We start from the raw sequence: 18,816 nt of genomic DNA, 5'->3' as shown, positions 1-18,816 counted from the left end.
TCATTTTGTAATACAAATAAAAAAGCCCAGCGGGGAAACTGGGCTTTGTCGTGTGGAACAATGTTAGTCGAAGGACACTGTTACTGGGTTAGAACAAGTCGTTTCAGTTACACATACTTGATACTCATAGCTTGGCAACTCAGCCTTACGCTGTACATCGCGGTAGAAACCACGATCAGCGACTGTTTCAAGTAGTTCACCGTTACGATAAATGCTTACTTGATCGGCCACTGTTTGCCAACCTAAATCAACACGCATCGTACCTAATCGTGTTTTACTTGCACGTTTAACAGATAGCTCAATTTCGACATCAGATACCACAACCGTTTGTGTAAACGTATCTGTTTGACCTTCGCTATCGGTCGCAGTTAGCGTTACTTCATAGCTACCCGCTTGTGCGTAACTATGCATAGGGTCAGCATCTGTTGAAGAAGCACCGTCACCAAAGTCCCACGCCCAAGCAACAATATCATCGTTACTATCAGTGCTGGTGTTAGTGAAAGTGACATTTAAGCCTGATGTTTCAAATGCAAAGCCAGCTTGTGGTGGCTGCGGGCTTACTTCACCAATAGCGCTAAACGTCAGTGACCAGCTGTTTAAAGTACCCGTATCAGCTGACAGTACGTCTTTCACATTAAGTACCCAATCACCTGTCGCAACTTCACCATTAAAGTTTGCTAGCGAATAGCTTTGTACTAGGTCGTCGGCACCACCACCTGATTGGCTGTGTAGTGTAGCTGTTGTACCTTGCGGCGACGTTAATGTAACGATTAAATCACCAATGTAAGTATGAGCAATATCAATACTTGCATCCGTTGAGAAAACCGTCAGTTCATCTGCAACTGTAATGATTGAATCAACACCCGTGTCATTGTTATCTGGAATAGACACTGGTGTTTCATTTGAGTAAGTAAAGTCATTTAAGCCAACAGGGTTAACAAACAATGACGCACTGCTTTGTTTAGCTAGCTCGCCCGATGTTGCATCAACAACAAAACTATAGCTACCCCACGCTGTTGCCTCTTCTGTTGGTACAGTTAAAGTAACTACATCACCAGGTACCGCCTCAGTTTGCGATAGCGTTGCGCCCGCTAAGTCAGCTTGAAGTGCTAGGCTAACAACACCTTCCCACTGGGCGATTGAGCCAATTTCAAAGGTATAAGTTGCCGTTTCACCAGCAGTAATCTGCTGTGAACTTGGCGAAACCGAGATTTTGAAGCTTGGAGTCGGATCAGCTTGTTCTAGTGCCTGATTCACATTTAAACGATTGCCAGACACTGTTTTACCTTGTAGTGCTTCATTCTGGTCACCGCTATTCATTAGCAACTCTTTGAGTTCAAGCGCTGTTAAATCAGGATTAATCGATAGCACTAATGCTGCGGCACCCGCAACATGTGGTGTTGCCATTGAAGTACCCGAATAACTAGCATAACCATTGCCCGGTACCGTTGATAAAATAGCACTACCCGGTGCACCTAAATCAACACTGGTTAAACCCCATTGTGAAAAGCTAGACATGTTATCTCTGCTATCAGTGCTGGCAACAGATAATACGCTGTCGTGCTCGTAGTTTGACGGATAGTGAGGGTTTTGGTCATTATCAACCGCATCGTTACCCGCAGCAGCAACGAATAAGATATCAGCTTGTTCACTCGCTGTGATAGCATCCGCTAGAGCTTGGCTAAAGCCACCACCGCCCCAACTGTTATTTAGAACACGTAAATTTACGCCTTGATTCTTAAGATCAACCATGTAATCAATACATTTAATAGCGTCAGAAGTGGAACCGGTACCATCTGCACTTAAAAATTTACAACCTACAATCGATACTTCGTGGTTAACACCTACAATACCCGTGCTGTTATTACCTGACGCGCCAATTGTACCCGATACGTGAGTACCATGGCCTTGGTCATCCATTGGATCACCAGAGTTAGTGATAGCATTAATACCGTGAACGTCATCAACATAACCATTACCGTCGTTATCGATGCCATCTCCTGGAATTTCGCCTGGGTTGATCCATGCATTATCAGCTAAGTCTTCATGGCTGTAATCAACACCCGTGTCAATCACACCAACAACAACATCGCGACTACCTGTTGAGATAGACCATGCTTCAAGCGCATCGATGTCAGCATCATCTACACCACCTGTCTGACCCTCATTGTGTAACCCCCACAATGATGAAAAATCTGGATCATTAGGCGCACTTGCAATTGAGACTCGATAATCTGGTTCTACATATTCTATGGCGGCATGAGTTTGTAGACGCTTGATAGCTTCTTTTGTACTCATTCCTGCAATTTTAAACTTAGCTAAACGGCCAGATAAAATCGCTGAGTAATTATCATCAACACCATCTTTATTCATATCGCTGATTGTGGCTCTGACTAAGCTACGAGCATGAGCACGCATTGCTGCAGAAGTGCCCTTTTTATACATAACGAGTACAGAATCTTCACTTGCACCGACGAGAGTTGTTTTTGCTGGTGTGCTGATTTGCGCAGCACCTATACAAGGTAATAAGGCGAGGCTTAATACAGATAATTTAGTTTTCATATTTACTATCCATAATTAGTAATACTGACCGAATCAACATGATTCGACCACCAAAGCTCATTACTTCTGAAAATGATTATCACGCGGCATACCCCATAAATGGCGAATTGCAGATAACAGGCAAGGAAAAAAATTAAACAGGCAGAAAATCCATGCTTTTTTACCAATTTAGATTCTAAATTCAGATAAAAATCAGCCTTTTTCGTGACAAATGGAGCGTCAATTACCCGAGGTTATTTATCAAACTTTTTTACTGCTTTGTAATAATTCCTCATATCAAAACCTGATTAGATAATTATAAGATCATGAAAATAAAGAATTAATTAAAACCACAAAAACTGCTGATTTTATATTATTCCATATCTGTCTAAAGTGATTTTCTGTTAATTGCTTTATCTTTTCAGTGCATTTAACAATTTTGCTTCATTCACTTCTGATTGTTAGCGAACACTTGAATATCACGCAATTTAATCCGGCAAGGCATGCCGGTACATGGCCCTAAAAGCAAAAATAATATTTTAGGGCTTTGATTAATAATAATTTAAAGGAAATAATCATGAAGTTAAGAAAGTCTCTTCTTACCTGTGCAATCACCTTTGCACTCGGTTCAAGCTTTGCTGCTAACGCAAATACTGATGACGAAGCGCAGTCTAGCTCTGAGCTTGCTACTCAGGTAACAACTTTAGGTGTTAGCAACTCAATTATTCTAGATCAAGTATCTGTAACAGGTGTGGGTAATGAAGCAGTTATTACCCAGCAAGGCACTGGACAACGTGCAGAAACCGTCAGTATTGGTGACGGCAATATGGTTCAAGTTAACCAAGCACAAACATCTAACTTATCACTTATTTATAATACAGGTGATTTCAATGATGTTGCTCATACTCAGAATGGCACAATGAATGGCGCACTGTCTGAAACAGTAGGTAACGACAACGCTATTCGTGTTGAACAACAAGGTGCTGGCTTCTTTGGTATTAATAATGAAGCTATTAACACAGTTACAGGTGATGAAAATACAATTACTGTAACCCAAGGTGATGGGGGCCACTGGTTCTACAACTTCGATTTAGAAGGTAATAGCAACACAGTAAGCTCTGAGCAAGTTGGTTTATTAAATGAAGCTACATTTAATACTGTCATTGGTGATGACAACACGATTGAAGTAGCTCAAGAAGGCTTATTCAACGCCTTTACGTCAGATGAAATTGTCGGTAATGGCAACGACATTACAATTGACCAGACCGGTGCGTTTAACAGTGCAACATTAACTTCTGTTCGTGGTGATTACAACGAAGTTGAACTTGAGCAAGATGGCGACTCAAACACTGCGTTAATTGCTGAAGTTACAGGTAATGATAACGAAGTTAAATCAGACCAAGAAGGCAACAGCAATAGCTTTGAATCAGCGGTATTAATTGGTGACGGCAATACGTTACTTGTTAATCAAAAGCAAGATGGGAATACTGCTGGCTTAGATGCAATTGGCAACGATAACGAGCTAACGGCATTCCAAAATGGTAACGGCAATGATGTATACCTTGGTGCAATTGGCAATGATAATGAATTTGTTGCAAACCAAATTGGTGATGCAAACAGTGCACATATTGCTAACTTCAATGGCAACGATAATAACGTTGATATTGCACAAGCAGGTGATGAAAACACGGTACTGGTTCAGTCTTCTTATCCAGATACATCGCTATCTTCAAATGATAATGATATTGCGATTAACCAAGAAGGTAATCTAAATGAAGCCGCACTAACGTTTGCAAGTGTGCTTGATAGCAACAATAACCAGGTTGCTTTCACACAAGTTGGTGAACTAAATGCGATTGACCTTATCATGGAAGGAAGTAGCAATTCAGTTGATATTAGCCAAACTGGTTCTGAAAACTTTGTTGCAGGCATTGGTGAAGGCGCATTCTTGTTAGGTGGTGAAGGTAATTCACTGGTCGTTGTCCAAGAAGGTAATGCTAACCTTGTAGAAGGCTCAATGATTGGCTCTAACAGCACGGTCGTTATCACTCAGCTAGGTGATGGCAATATCGCGACTGTAACCCAAGAATAATCATATTTAGGGGGAGCCCTGCTCCCTCATTTCGCTATGAAATTAAATAACTTTCTCCGCATATGTTGTATCTTGCTTGCAGCTCAAAGTGCTGCTAGTTATGGCGAAGATCTCGAAATTGATGGTTTAGTACTCGATAGAAGCATTAGCCGATTTGGCCATCAATTTTATTTTGAGTTTGCCAATCTTTGGCGCGACTTACCTTCAACAGCTGGCTTTAATATCGAAATAAAAGAAACGGTATTACCTCGAGCGGGTACTCGCCTTGTTTTAAGAATGAACAACCAAATTGTGTACGTTACCTACCTAGGGCGTCGTTTAGAGCCATTAGATGAGCGTGTTAAACAAGCCATGTATAGCGTAATGGATGCAATGGCGCGTAACAAAATGCAGCAATCATCACCTGATATGGCAAAAAATGGATGGTAAAATGAAATACTTAACAACACTAATAATAATACTCTGCCCCCTCTACAGTTGGGCAACTGAACTCGTTTATACCCCTATAAATCCAAGTTTTGGTGGCAGTCCACTCAATGGCAGCATGCTGCTTAATAAAGCGCAATCCCAGAATAAACATAAAGCGCCAACAATCGAACAAACTTATGGTGAAAAATTTCAAGACTCATTAGAGCGTACCTATTTAAATCGCATGGTTCGTGAGATCACCGATATGGCGTTTGGTGATGAAATCGACGACAGTATTTTTAACGGTGACTCTATCTTCATGACAGGTGATTATGAAATTCAGATCATTACCAGTACTAGCGATTCTATTACTGTAAGAATAACAAATACTTCTGATGGAACAATTACAGTTATTGAAGTACCGAGGTTTGGATAATGAGAAGTTTAATCTTAACCACACTAATCGTAATTTTGTCGGGTTGTTCATCAATGGGCAATTTAATTCCACCGACAAAGCAACTCGCAAGTACACTAGAGCCAACAGAAACCTTTAAGGCATTGCAAGCACTTCCACAACCAGTGGGCAGCATTCCTGTTTCTGTGTATTCATTTCGCGACCAAACTGGGCAATACAAACCTCAAGCTAATGTCAGTTCGTTTTCTACCGCAGTGACCCAAGGCGCAAACTCTATTTTAGTGCAAGCATTACATGAATCAGATTGGTTTATTCCGGTAGAACGTGAAGGTCTACAAAATATTTTGACTGAGCGTAAAATTATTCGTGCCGCGCAAGCCGAAAACGACAAACTGCCTGAACTGCCACCGCTTACGACTGCAAAAATAATCTTAGAAGGCGGTATCATCAGCTACGATACTAATATTAAAACGGGCGGTATTGGGATGGAATACTTCGGGATTGGCGCATCAGAGTTATACCGTGAGGATGCAATCTCAATTTATTTACGCGCTGTCGATGTTCGCACAGGCCAAGTTTTGCTATCCGTTGCGACAAGCAAAAAAGTGCTCAGTCAAGAAATGCGCGCAGGGTTCTTTCGCTATGTCAGTTACAAGCGTTTAGCTGAAGCAGAAGCCGGTTTTACCGACAACGAGCCTATGAGCATCTGCGTAACTCAAGCAATAGAAAAAGCATTAAGTGATCTTGTACTAAAAGGTATTAACAAAGGTATTTGGGCTGCAAAAGCGGTCTAATTGAATTGTGGCGCTGAACATCACAGCGTCACACACTTAAAATGAACTGCCGACTTTCGTCACCAAGAACTACTACTAACCATGCTAGAGCTAAGCACTGGGTAAAATCACTCTCCTTTAAACGCAATACTTACACCTTTGGATTATAATCACTGTGTATTTTGTAAAGACAAACTCACTGCCATGTAGCTTTGTGCCCAGTTAGCTAGTTCTACGCGATTACGTGATGATGTTTTCTTAAATGCGCTGTAAAGATGGGTTTTAACCGTATGATCGCTGATGTTTAAACGCTCTGCGATATCTCGATTACTCGCGCCTTGTGCAAGTAGATGAATCACTGATTTCTCGCGTTTAGTTAGTAAGCTGAGATCAATATCGTTATTTACCGAATCATTACTGGCACTAAATTGACTACGAGACATAGCATAAAGCATGTGATTAAAGGTTGTAGAAATACTTTTACGACTAAAAAATAACTCACCATTGATCACTCTCACAAGCCCTGAAAAAATATCTTCAGGTGATTGCTCGGCAAAAAACACGCCTTTAATGCCATTTAAAAGTAGGTTCTTTTCACAGATGGCGTCAGCATCTGCATTAAAAATAACCACTGAGTTTTGCTTAGCAAGTTGTACTAATTCTGCTGGTAATAGGTCTTTCCAATCGGTGTTAGTGCTATCTATCAGATAAAGATCAAATTCGTCGCGCATCGCATCTTGGGGTAAGCTTGTATCTACTTTGACGCGGACAAAGAATGCATCAAGCATCTTAATTAAATATTGATAGCTTTGACTACGGTTTTGCAGTTTTGGTTGTGCTTTTAGAAAAACAGAAGTTGGTTGAATCATCTCATTTCTTCCTTGAAACATTTTATTCACAATACCCAATTTGGATACATGATTCAACCATTTATAATCCTTTATTTTAGTAATTTACAACATCACCAATCCATTTGGATGATTAGGCGCGCGAGTTAACAAATTGTAAATGACCATACTCACATCTCCCCTTTTACAGTGAGTCATTGAGTAGTTTGTAAAAACGTGATGTTACGCCGTTCGTCCAACCAAACCCTTGTTGTACTGTGTATTCACCGCCACCAGCACGACTTACCAATTCACATACATTGTATTTTTCAAGAAGACACTTATCCTCAGCAAAACGCATTTCGATCATACTCAACCAATTTTTCATGACAGCTTCGGCTTCGCTGATAAAGCCATAGTCAAGCAAACCCTTAACAGCAAACCATTGCAGAGGTGCCCAGCCATTAGGGCTATCCCACTGCTGAGGAGTATTAGATAATGTTGTAACTAACCCTCCAGGTTTTAAAAAGTCACTCATTAGTTTAGTTTTTACTTGCTGAGCTTGCTGCTCAGATGCAGCACCGACAAATAAAGGTACAGCCATTGCCATAGAATCAATGGGACTTTGCTTATTTAAACGAATATTAAAGTCTCTATAAACGCCTTTATCATTGTCCCAACAATATTGATTAATTGCTTCTAGTCTAAATAATGCCAATTCAGCAATTGCTCGACTTTTATGCTCTTTGTTAATTAAGCTGTAAAACCTTTCTAAGGTCTTTTCGAGGTTATAAACTAAACAATTTAAATCAATGGGTACTATATTTGTTGTTTCAATACTCTTCAAATCACTTGGCTCACTGAGCCAGCGACTGCTGAAATCCCACCCTGATTCACAGGCAGCACGAATATTCTGAAAGTAACTCAACTGCTGATCAGCTGAAAGATTTTGCGCATCATGCAAATCTTCTTTCAACGACTCTGGTCGTGGCGAGCGGGCGCTATCCCAATATCGATTTAAAATAGCCCCATCAGACATTTTAACGACACGCTTAGTAGCTTGTTTATCGTCAACTAACTCTTCACACCCTTTCATCCAAAACTGATATTCAGCTTCTAATGCCGCTATCGCATTTTCTAGCCAAGAAAAATCTTTGCGTTGCTCATATTTAGCCTCCCATAATAGCGTAACCATCAAAGCTAAAACGGGCGGCTGAGACCGAGAGCTGTAATAAACTCTATTTCCATTTGGAATGCAGCCATTGCGCTTTTGCAAGTCAATAAAATTATTAACCATGGCTTCAATGGTTGCCAGGTCGCCTATGTCCTCAAGGCCTAATGCTGTAAAGTAACTATCCCAGTAGTAAATTTCTTGAAAACGTCCACCAGGAACAATGTAGTCAAACTGTAGAGGCATCAAAGAGCTTGATAAATCACTATCGGCACTGCGATGCAGGTGCGGCCATAGATCGAGTATATACTGGTTTACCGATGTCGTATTGAGTTTCGCCATTGGTATAGCTTGGTTGGCGAATGAAAAGTGTGACATAACAAACTCACGAAGCTTTTCACCTTGCAGAGGACCTACTAATTGGTATAACTCACTCGCACTCTGCCAAGATAAATTGGGGACTGCATCTGCAAATGTTTTAGAATCAGCAAAAATTTCTGCCATTTGCACATCTTTAAATAGCTGGCTATTAACAAAGTTCATAATCATTCCTTAATTGCCTGACGTGTCAGACCATTTTCTAAAACAAGCGTCGCTTTTTTAAACGCCGAAACACTTACTAACAACAGGACTATTGGCAGCAAAGTTAAATAAAAGGCGTGCTGGCCACTAAACTTATCGAACACAAAGCCCGTAATTATTGAACCCGTGGTGCCCCCTAAAGCCGAGAAAACAACGATTAAGCCAGTCATCGCAGCATGTTTATGCTTTTCTAAAGAACTCAGCATGACTGAGTTGAGTAAAGGGTAAATAGGTGCCATAAAAAAACCGACTAGAGGCAACATATATGCCGCAAAAGGCACATCAAAAATATTTTTTACTTGGCTGCCATCAACATCATGAGTAAGAGGTAAAACAAGTAAAATCAACAGCCCCATTGTAATCAGGCAAGTCAATAACATCTTGAACCAACTAATAAACCTAAGTACTTGCCCAGCAACCAAACGGCCAAGCGCTAACGCTGCAGCAAATAAACTAGCGAGCTGAATACTGACATCAACGGGGAGTTTTAAAACTTGATTGTTAAAGGTAGGCAGCCAGGTACCCACTCCTTGTTCAATTAAAACGTATAAAAAAGCACTAACTACAAAAATAAGCACCAAGGGTTGGTATGTTAATTTCAGCATATCTAAGAAAGCGTCTACTTGTGACTGTTTCTGGTTATGTAACTCAGGAGATTTAATTGGCGCTGTTAAAACAGTAAAGGTAGTCACTAAGACGATCGCTGCTAGCATGTAATATACATTCAACCATTCGTTACTTTGGGGGTTATTAGCATCGATGAATAATGCAAAGATCCAGTAACCCGATAACACCCCAAGCATAAACACCCCTTCAATAGTGTTTAGCAAAGACGAATGTTTGTTCGCGTTATCAGAAAGTTGACCAATAATTGAGTAAACAGAGATTTTCACTACAGCGAAGCTACAACCAATTGCAGCAAATAATGCTTTTAGCACCCAAAATTCAGCAATGCTTGGCACCAATAAACAAAGAGCCGACACTAACAATAATGCACAGAGCATCGCGATTTTGTAGCCTATTCTTGGAATGAATGAAGCGACTAAAAAAGACATAATGGCAATGCTCAAATCCTTAAATCCCTCTAAAACAGAGGCATCCGTCTTGCTAACGTCCAGGCTATTAATTGCTTGTAAAATAACAGTGCCTACACTATTGAGCATAATTGCAAATACAAAATAGCTGCTTGCTAACGCTATGGTAATTCTTAATGAAGCCATTTAACTATACCGAAAGTAATTTTTACTCAGTCTAGTTGAGTGGAATCTCTTTTGCAAACGTTTGCAATAACAAAATACACAATTTATTCACAAAAAACCGAGCTCTATTTGCTAGATTGTCGATTTATCATTTCAATTTCAACAACTTGGGAGTTAACTTTTTGGCCTGCGAGTTGTGCAAGTAGTTTTTCAACCAAAATAATAGAGGCGCGCTGGGTATTTTGCTTAATAGTTGAAAGTGATGGATGACTAATATCAGCCATAGAAATGTCATCAAATCCGATAAGACCAACATCATTTGGTATACTGATGTAGCGTTCTTTAAGGGCCTTCATAGCGCCAAGAGCGACCATATCACTACATGCCATAATCCCATCGAAACAAAGCCCCTTATCTACCAGTAACTGATTTATACCCTGATAGGCAGCTTTACTCGTGATATCGATAGACAGTACATTTGGCGTGGCTTTTGCCTTTGAAACTGCATCTAAGTAGCCTCTGTAGCGTTCACCAATTTCAGCGTGAGCAGGATCGCCCAAAAACAACACATTTTTTGCACCGTGCTCAAGTAAGCGTTCAGTGGCTAGACGGCCTCCCAAGTAATTATCACTACCAACTATAGGGTAATTACTTTCTGTTTTTGGATCGCCCCAAACAACCAATGGAACACCCGCATTTGCAGCTGCCTCAATATTCGCCTGGCTTTTACCTTGTCCGACAACAATCAAACCATCAGCCCGACGGCTGTTGATGAAATAATTGACCCAATCATCACTTGCCATAAATGAATTAGAAAGTAAAAGTTCGAGGCCATGCTTATTCAGTGCAAGGTTAATTTCGCCAACAAGTTTCAGTAAAAAAGGGTCATTAATTGATTGTTCTGTGTCACCATCAAGATTGATCATCACAGCAATCACATTGGTTTTTTGCGTTCGAAGACGGCTTGCAGCAGTATTCAGACTAAAGTTGTGTTTCTTCGCTAAACGCTGAAGCTTCTGCCTAGTTTCTAGTTTAATCAAAGGGTTATCATTAAGTGCTCTTGACACTGTCGAGGTAGATACACCTGCTAATTTAGCAAGATCAACTAATTTTAATTTTTTATCGTTCATGGCAGTAACACAGTAATCCTTAAACTGGGATAACAATATAGCATTTTTTTAAACAAACAACTGCTTAAAATTTTTTATTAAAAATCAATAACAAAACCAAGTTAACTGGAAGAAACCAAGAAAATTGTGAAAAACAGTTACAAAATTGTTTGCAAACGTTTGCATAAACTTCTATGGTTTAAATAGGCAAAGCATTAACAATTTTTTAAAATCTTGTTATGCAGTGTACTTAACAACAGATTAGTGGGAAAAAACTATGGCAACAAAACACACACGAACTGCAATTGCATCCGCAATTCTTTTAGCAATGTCAGGCCAAACTGCTTTTGCTGAAGAGCAGACACAACAGGCAGCAGAAGAAAAAGTAGAACGCATTATTGTATCTGGTACACCAGGTGGTGTAGGTGTTCGCAAAATTGACGCCGGTTATGCCGTGACGAATATTGATGCTGACCAAATTGTTAAACTTTCACCTAAAAGCACCGCGGACTTGTTTAAAGCTGTACCTGGTGTTTGGGTAGAAAGCTCTGGTGGTGAATCAGGCGCGAACGTATTTGTACGTGGCTTTCCGGGTGGTGGTGATGCACCATTTTTAACAATTAGCATTGATGGCTCTCCTATCTACCCTGCTCCGACGCTCTCATTTTTAGAAAACTCTTCTATTTTCCGCCTTGATGAAACAATTGAGACAATGGAAGCACTTCGCGGTGGCCCTAACCCAGTTGTTTCAAACGGTCAGCCCGGTTTAACAACAAACTTCCGCTTAAAGCGCGGTAGCGAAGATACCGAAGCTATTTTTAAGTACACAACATCTGATTATGACCTACAACGTATTGATGCGATGGTAAGTGGTGAAATTTCTGAAGATTTTTACTACATGGTAGGTGGTTACGTTAAGAGTTCACCTGGTATTCGTGACGCAGGTTTTACCTCAGAAAAAGGCAATCAATTTACGATTAACCTTACAAAGGTGCTAGACAATGGCACCATCAACTTATACAGCCGTCATACCGATGATCACGGTGCGTGGTACTTACCTACGCCTTTAAATGTTGAAGGTATTGATGCTGGCTACACACAACTTGGCACTCTAAATCGTCAAGCAGCTATATATACTGGCCCTAACAATGATGAACATCAAATTGACTTAGGTGAAGGGCGCGGTTGGAAAGGTCATGTGTCTGGCGGTAGCATCAAGCTTGAATTTGATAATGGCTGGCAGTTTGTAGATCGCTTTAACTTTACTAAAGGTGATGCAAATACCTACGGCCTTGTTCCAGCAGGCTCTGCAACAACATTGGGTGAAGTAGCAACTAATGGTGAAACCGCAGCAGGTGCAGCAACAGGCACTGTTTATGATGCAGATACACCAGTACAACAACTTGGCCGTTGGGTTGTATTAAAAGAAATTAGTTCATTCACTAATGATCTTGCCTTTTCTAAAGACTTTGGTGACCTGTCTGCCGCATTCGGTTATTACACAGCAAGCACATCAGCAAACGACTGGTGGAGCTTAGGAAACGCTGCTTATCATGTACTTGAAGCAGGCGGTGAGATGTTAAATGACATTGAGTGTAATGCAAGTACTGAAGGTTGTGCATGGAACTACGATATTAACTCGACAGGTGATGCACGCACCAATGCGTTTTACTCAACAGCTCAGTATAAAATCAATGATGCATTCACACTTGATGCAGGTATTCGTTTTGAAAATCACGAAGTAGAATACACGGTAGATGAAGGCCTAGATGGGGTTATTACTAAATCTATCCAGTACGATGAAAGCAAAACATCATGGACAACAGGTATTAACTACTCAATTAATGATGATATGGGTGTATTTGCACGTGTTAACCGTGGTTATAAAATGCCTTATTTCGATGATTTTCGTGATAACTACGGCGCTTACCAAGGCGGCGAAAAGTTAATCAAAGAAGTGACACAGGCTGAATTCGGTTACAAGCTTTTGACCGATAGCACTGATTTTTATGCCACTTTATTCACGAATGAAGTAAAAGGTGACACTTTTGTTCGTCGTCCAGGCGCCCCTGCTGAAATTTTAACAAATGAAGCATACGGTATTGAGCTTGATTATAACTATAACCACGAATCTGGTTTCTCAGTTAACTTAAACTCAACACTGCAAGAAACTGAGATCACAGAAAGCCCGACCAACGAAGGCAACGAAAGCCAACGTCAGCCAAAATGGCAAGTACGTGTTACACCGAGCTATGACTTTGAAGTCAGCGGCATGTATGCAACTCTATACGGCACAATTTCAGCAGTTGATGATCGTTGGGGCGACAACGAAAATACTGTTACATTAGAAGGCTATGAAAAAGTTGACCTAGGTTTAATTGTTGAGCCTATGGAAGGTATTAAAATACAGTTAGCTATTGATAACTTAACTGATGAACAAGGCATTACCGAAGGTGATCCTCGTAATGCTGATGCACCAAATGGCCGTTATATTATGCCTCGCACCACGCGTTTAAGCGTAAGTTATGAGTTTTAAACTCTCCTAAAATCCCTTGGTTGTAAGTCAATCAATACCCAAGCCACAGTGTTTTACAACCTGTGGCTTTTTTGTATTTATACTTCCAAAAAAAGCTTATTAATTAAGTCTTTCTCTTGTTCATTAAGTTGTTCTTGCAACGCTCTAATAAAATCCATTGACGTTGCTGGTCGGTTAGGAAATGCATATTTTTGCCATACTGATTTTAAAGCAGCCACAATCACAGCATCGCCAATTTCATTTCTAAGTTTTGCAAATACAAGAGTAGCTTTGGAATACTGATCGTAACTTTTTGATGAGTCTACCAACGCTTGCTTTGTCGAAATATCTAGCCGAGAAGCTTGTTGATATCGCTGAGTTTCATATTTGACTAATGCATCGACAGCCTTTTTTCCGTATCGTTTTTCAATCACCACAAGCTCTATATACTTAGCTAATGATTCAATCAAAAAAGCGCTATCTTCAGGAACACTATTGCCAATATCATGACCAAACCATTGATGAGCCGTTTCATGTACTGCACGGCGGTAGCGTTGATCAAAACCTGCGCCTTCACTTGGTTTAGCTCTAAAACCGACCTTATTATCAATCAACATGATTTCAGGTAATGCATACCCTGTCCCACCAAATCCTGTTGCGTCGATCAAACTGAGCTTTGAACCTTTGTACGCATTAAGATTATTATTAAACCAAAAAAGCGTGTCACTCATAGCTTGTAAGTTAACTTTTACGGCATCTTTATTAGCTTCTGTTGCACTTGATTTAGTAAAAACCTGTAACTTCACACCCTCATAAATTAACTCAGTTGCTGCAAATGGAAATGACAACCAAGCAGGTAAGTTGTTAATTGGCACTGTCGTCTGAAATTTAAAAACGGCTCTTTGCCCTTCAACAATATGCGCTATTTTCTTCCCCTGTGAAACGACCTGATAACCTAGGGCGGTGGTAACTTTGCTTTTCATGGTGATGCGTTCATAGTTATATGGTACTTGGTATGTTGCATTAAAAAGCTTTGAAGGCGGTGTTTTAACATAGAGTGGAAGCCCATAATCTAACCTTAACTGCTCGTCATCTAATTCATAGTTTCTTTGATACCCAAGCGTCGGTAATAGCGGAACTGAACGAATATAACTAAATTCAGGCGTTATGATTTGATGCCCTTGTGTAGGCCATAAATTGGCTTGCTTTACTACAAATTGCGTTTTTAGTTGCCTTGTTTCGAATGGCTGAAGTGCGGATTTAAACTCGTAAATAGCTTGGTTCATTGATGGATAAAATGCGACTTCCTCAGCTCCTTCTATTTTAATATCTGCCCATTGATAGAAGCCTGCACGACCTATCAATACCTGTTTTATTGGTTTTTTGTGAGGGTTAGTAAATGAGTAGGTTAAGTTAAATTGGGCTGACTGCTTATAAGGATAGAAATCTATTTCTGCATCGATATGACTCACTTTTGGCTGAGCTTTATGTTTCCAATCAGCAAACATTTTTTCATAATTTGCTTTAAATGTTTCTCGTTTATAAGAGTTACTTAATGGCTTTTCTGAAATTAAATTAGTATGTAGCTGCCAAAATAAATTGATAGCCAAAACTGCAGGTATTAACAGCCAAGCATCTTTATTTTTAAGTGCCCTACTGCCCATTCCTGTCCCGCGGTGATTAAAAGCCTGACTAACAAGCACAACACTAAGTAATAATACTAGCCACGCGCGGACATAAGGCCAGTAACTACTTAAACTTGCTCGATATCCCCAAAATTCATTAGCCGGCTGCAATGGTGTCCAAGCTACACTCCAAAACGTGTGTGTTAGCCCCAAATAAGTCATTACTGGGGTAAATTTAAGTAACAAAATGGCAAACACCACTAAAGAAGCAACAAGCTCTGAGCGCAATAAATTAAAAATACATACAAATATCGAAGCAATAATAGCTAGCGGCAGTCCCATTAAAGCTAAGGTATAAATAGCGTGATAAGCGTCAAAGTCACTGCCAATAAAAAGTTCAGCTAACGATGCACCAACAAAACCTATTAACGAAAAAACAAACACCAAACTCACTATTGCCAATAATTGGCTATGCAAAATCGAAGCAGTCTTAATAGGCGCTGCCGCAATTATCTCTGCTATTTTATAGTGCCTAGCATGACAACTAAGTTGCCAACTCCATAGAGCCATCAGTAAACAACCGAGCAATATATACATATCAAAGGCATATTGATTAACAGCATCAATGCTAGTTGCTTTAATAACACTCATTGGTTCTGCATACTGAGAAGAAGATGCAACACTATTGAACACTAACCCTAGCCATAAAAGTAACAGAATAAGAGTTATAGGTTGTTTTAATATATTTAAAATTGCAGCTTTATATAGCTCGAATAGAATCGAGCTTTGACGAAATGTAGGCTTTACCGTTTGAAATTGAGTGTAAGGCCTAAGGTCAGACTCAATACATTGTTGTTTGGGTTGCTTTGTCCTTGCATATACTTGGGGGTGCGAGCCAACAGCATGAGTAAAAATTACAATTGCTAGAGTAAAACAAATAAAGCGATTAGTATAAAAAGGCGTATTTTGTGACTCGCTAAAACTTGCTATTACCGTTGTATAAGCAAATGGGTCTAACCAAATAAATAACTGATAAAACGTTTCGTTTAGTACACTACTTCCTGCCAAAATTGGATTACCCGTTATACTCGCAGCGAACAAATAAGCAATCCAAACACTTGCAAAAGCGGCGTAGATAATCATTGAGCTTCGAAACCTTTGACAAAGCCAAAATGCCAAAGCAATAAGTAAAAAACAGTTTATGAGTAGAACAAAACCACTATAAAAAACTGTATAACCAAGTATTTGCCAACTAAATCCATTATTTTGAAAATGTACGTAACTCATAACCAACGTACTGCTTAATGAAACCATCATTAATAGACTTACAAAACCACCTATTCGAATATAGTTTTTTTGTTTTGAACTTACTGATGCAACAGCAATAATTTCGTCCATATGAAAGAGGTGGTCACGTAAGAAAATTGCTGGCGATAATGCTCCAACCAATAAAGCCAATTGCATCATGTGTAATGACACTAAATGCAATTGATACTGCTGTAATGGGTCAACATTACTTGTTGCAAGCCCTGAAGAAAGTGAAAATGCAAAACTTGACGCAATAAGCAAGCATACCCAAACTATTGGTTGACGAAAAAGATACTTTAACTCATTGATTATTAGAATAATTCACCTCTTCGAGATTTTAGTTCAAAGAAGTACTTATCTTGTAATGATTCTGCCGCCAAAACAGCCCCTGTAGTTGGGCGCTCTGCGGCATAAACTCGAAAGACGGGCTCACCATATCGATAACTTTGGCTCAGTACTAAAGCATCTTTGGGCAGTGCGCGTGGCAAAGTTTTTAATACCCATACTTTACCTTTGAGTTGGTTTACTAAGGTATCGATATGGCCACTTTGGATCAGTTGACCACCTTTAATCATCGCCACAAAGTGACATTGGTTTTCTATGTCTTCCACAATGTGTGTTGAAAGCAAAATCAGTCGATTCTTACTCATTGAAACTAATAAGTTATTGAGACTCTCTCGCTCTGCCGGGTCAAGCCCAGCAGTAGGCTCATCTAAAATGATTAATTTAGGATCACCCAACAATGCTTGAGCAATACCAAAGCGTTGTTTCATTCCCCCAGAAAAGTGACTGACTCTTTTATTTGCATGCTGAGTTAAATTTAATGCAGTAAGCAGGTCATCAATCTGTTGCTTTGTCTTTTTAGATTCAAGCCCTTTTAATATGGCGATGTGTTCAAGTAATGCTCTACATCCCATATGTGGGTAAACACCAAATTGTTGTGGTAGATAACCAAGTTGCTTACGTAACTTGTCAGAGTCTTTTAATATATCTAAGCCACTAAACTGTATACGGCCAGAATTAATAGTTTGCAGGCATGCAAGAGTTCTCATCAAACTAGACTTGCCAGCGCCATTTGGCCCCAGCAACCCTACCATGCCGCTGGGTAACTCAATGGTTATATCGTTAAGTGCTTGAGTTCCATCAGGGTATGTTTTCGAAATATGCTCAAGTGTTAGCATTTATTGGCTCCTTAATTAGCACAAATCTAGATTAAGGAATGGCAAAGCTCGCTGCTACGAAGTAATGATCAATGAGTCAAGTTTGATGATGAAAGCAAAAATTCTTATTTCGTCATCAAAAAAAGAACTTTCATCAAGATGTGGATGAATAAAGAAATAAAAACGTTAAGCTAAATCCATTATAACGCTTAATCAGAGTATTACTCCCTCAGTTTCCACATTATTTAGAAATTAGGGTAATATATAAATGTTCGAAAAAACAACAGTGTACGTTGCAAAAATAAAAACTGAACGGAGTAGATTTTGCTGGCAGCTATTAGCTATCTATCATCACCTAAAAACACAAAAAACATGGTTGCTCTACTACCATTAATCGCTGCGATACTACTTGAAAGTCATATTCGCTATCTTTCGCTGAGAATTGATTCACCCAGTACTTATCTAACAGTAAATTTACAGCTAATATTTGAGTGTATCCCTTTCTTAATCGCTCACTGGATGGCATCACAGCATTCTTCAAAGCAGGCTTCAAAATGGTGGTTATCTGGGTTTATTGGTTACCCAATACTCATTTATCTGTTAAGCAACAGCTTGCCACCTTATGATAAATGGCACTACTTACAAGAGCAATGTTGGTTACTATGCAGTCTAGCAAGTTTACTTTGGCTTTCATCCCAACGCTTTAAGAAGAACCAAAAATCCAAATTAACCAGTTGGATGAGCTCTTTGTTTACATTAAATAAAGTTGTTTTTGTTATATGTTTTGGCTGGGCCTTTGTCATGGCTGGCATACTCAACAGCCATAACGAACCTTTGCTAAATCAACCCTTTGCATTGATATTTGATACTCAAAAGCTACTTACAAACTATAATCAATTTATTTGGTATTTTTCTCAGCTTTTGGTCTACGCAATTATTGTACACGGCACTTTTTTATTTAATCGTGGCGTTGTTTCCTAAAAGTTTGAACTATCTTGCCAGCCTGTGATCAGATCATCTATATCCTACTAGCCCGTGCAACAACAATGAGCAAAATCACAAACTGGTCTCACTATAATCAAGCCCTCGTT

Annotated in this window: 13 protein-coding genes; 6 read left to right on the top strand and 7 right to left on the bottom strand. The window is 39.6% G+C overall.

The annotated features are described in order from the left end of the window. Positions 1–63 precede the first annotated feature (63 nt). Positions 64–2,562 (bottom strand): S8 family serine peptidase, encoded by a 2,499-nt coding sequence (locus tag L1266_RS18065; RefSeq protein ID WP_235378053.1) that lies wholly within the window; start codon positions 2,560–2,562, stop codon positions 64–66. Between the two features lie 556 nt (positions 2,563–3,118). On the opposite strand from L1266_RS18065, the gene L1266_RS18060 reads away from it, so the two are divergent. From L1266_RS18060 to L1266_RS18045, 4 genes are read left to right on the top strand one after another with little or no spacing between them, the layout of a single operon-like run. Then, positions 3,119–4,633 carry a curlin gene (locus L1266_RS18060; RefSeq protein ID WP_235378052.1) on the top strand — a complete coding sequence of 505 codons (1,515 nt, stop codon included), beginning with the start codon at positions 3,119–3,121 and terminating at the stop codon, positions 4,631–4,633. Between the two features lie 36 nt (positions 4,634–4,669). Continuing rightward, positions 4,670–5,062: a curli production assembly/transport protein CsgE gene (locus L1266_RS18055; protein ID WP_054554012.1), complete on the top strand. Its 393-nt coding sequence runs from the start codon at positions 4,670–4,672 to the stop codon at positions 5,060–5,062. Then, on the top strand, positions 5,052–5,477 hold the full coding sequence (locus L1266_RS18050) for a curli assembly protein CsgF (protein WP_054554013.1): 426 nt from the start codon (positions 5,052–5,054) through the stop codon (positions 5,475–5,477). Before L1266_RS18055 ends, L1266_RS18050 begins: the two co-directional genes overlap by 11 nt. Beyond that, positions 5,477–6,250: a CsgG/HfaB family protein gene (locus L1266_RS18045; protein WP_054554014.1), complete on the top strand. Its 774-nt coding sequence runs from the start codon at positions 5,477–5,479 to the stop codon at positions 6,248–6,250. The genes L1266_RS18050 and L1266_RS18045 overlap by 1 nt, the downstream gene beginning before the upstream one ends. Before the next feature lie 149 nt (positions 6,251–6,399). Here the strand turns inward: L1266_RS18045 and L1266_RS18040 are convergent, their stop codons facing one another. From L1266_RS18040 to L1266_RS18025, 4 genes are all read right to left on the bottom strand, one after another. Next, positions 6,400–7,098, bottom strand: a complete 699-nt coding sequence (locus tag L1266_RS18040) for a helix-turn-helix transcriptional regulator (RefSeq protein WP_054554015.1) — start codon at positions 7,096–7,098, stop codon at positions 6,400–6,402. Between the two features lie 163 nt (positions 7,099–7,261). After that, positions 7,262–8,770, bottom strand: a complete 1,509-nt coding sequence (locus L1266_RS18035) for a trehalase family glycosidase (RefSeq protein WP_138599239.1) — start codon at positions 8,768–8,770, stop codon at positions 7,262–7,264. Between the two features lie 2 nt (positions 8,771–8,772). After that, entirely contained in the window at positions 8,773–10,029 is a 1,257-nt protein-coding gene (locus tag L1266_RS18030; protein ID WP_054554017.1) for an MFS transporter, read from the bottom strand. Between the two features lie 104 nt (positions 10,030–10,133). After that, on the bottom strand, positions 10,134–11,138 hold the full coding sequence (locus L1266_RS18025) for a LacI family DNA-binding transcriptional regulator (RefSeq protein WP_054554018.1): 1,005 nt from the start codon (positions 11,136–11,138) through the stop codon (positions 10,134–10,136). Positions 11,139–11,394: 256 nt separating this feature from the next. Here L1266_RS18025 and L1266_RS18020 point away from each other — a divergent pair, with 256 nt between their 5' ends. Next, on the top strand, positions 11,395–13,653 hold the full coding sequence (locus L1266_RS18020) for a TonB-dependent receptor (protein ID WP_235378051.1): 2,259 nt from the start codon (positions 11,395–11,397) through the stop codon (positions 13,651–13,653). Between the two features lie 77 nt (positions 13,654–13,730). Here the strand turns inward: L1266_RS18020 and L1266_RS18015 are convergent, their stop codons facing one another. Then, positions 13,731–16,826: a M1 family aminopeptidase gene (locus L1266_RS18015; RefSeq protein ID WP_235378050.1), complete on the bottom strand. Its 3,096-nt coding sequence runs from the start codon at positions 16,824–16,826 to the stop codon at positions 13,731–13,733. Positions 16,827–16,876: 50 nt separating this feature from the next. Beyond that, positions 16,877–17,746 (bottom strand): ABC transporter ATP-binding protein, encoded by an 870-nt coding sequence (locus L1266_RS18010; protein WP_235378049.1) that lies wholly within the window; start codon positions 17,744–17,746, stop codon positions 16,877–16,879. A gap of 303 nt (positions 17,747–18,049) precedes the next feature. On the opposite strand from L1266_RS18010, the gene L1266_RS18005 reads away from it, so the two are divergent. Next, positions 18,050–18,706 carry a hypothetical protein gene (locus L1266_RS18005; RefSeq protein ID WP_235378048.1) on the top strand — a complete coding sequence of 219 codons (657 nt, stop codon included), beginning with the start codon at positions 18,050–18,052 and terminating at the stop codon, positions 18,704–18,706. Positions 18,707–18,816: the final 110 nt, after the last annotated feature.

This window comes from Pseudoalteromonas sp. Cn5-37 (assembly GCF_021532495.1).
GTDB lineage: Bacteria > Pseudomonadota > Gammaproteobacteria > Enterobacterales > Alteromonadaceae > Pseudoalteromonas > Pseudoalteromonas simplex.
The sequence above is the reverse complement of the archived record's forward strand: the minus strand, read 5'-3'. Positions and strand labels throughout refer to the sequence as shown.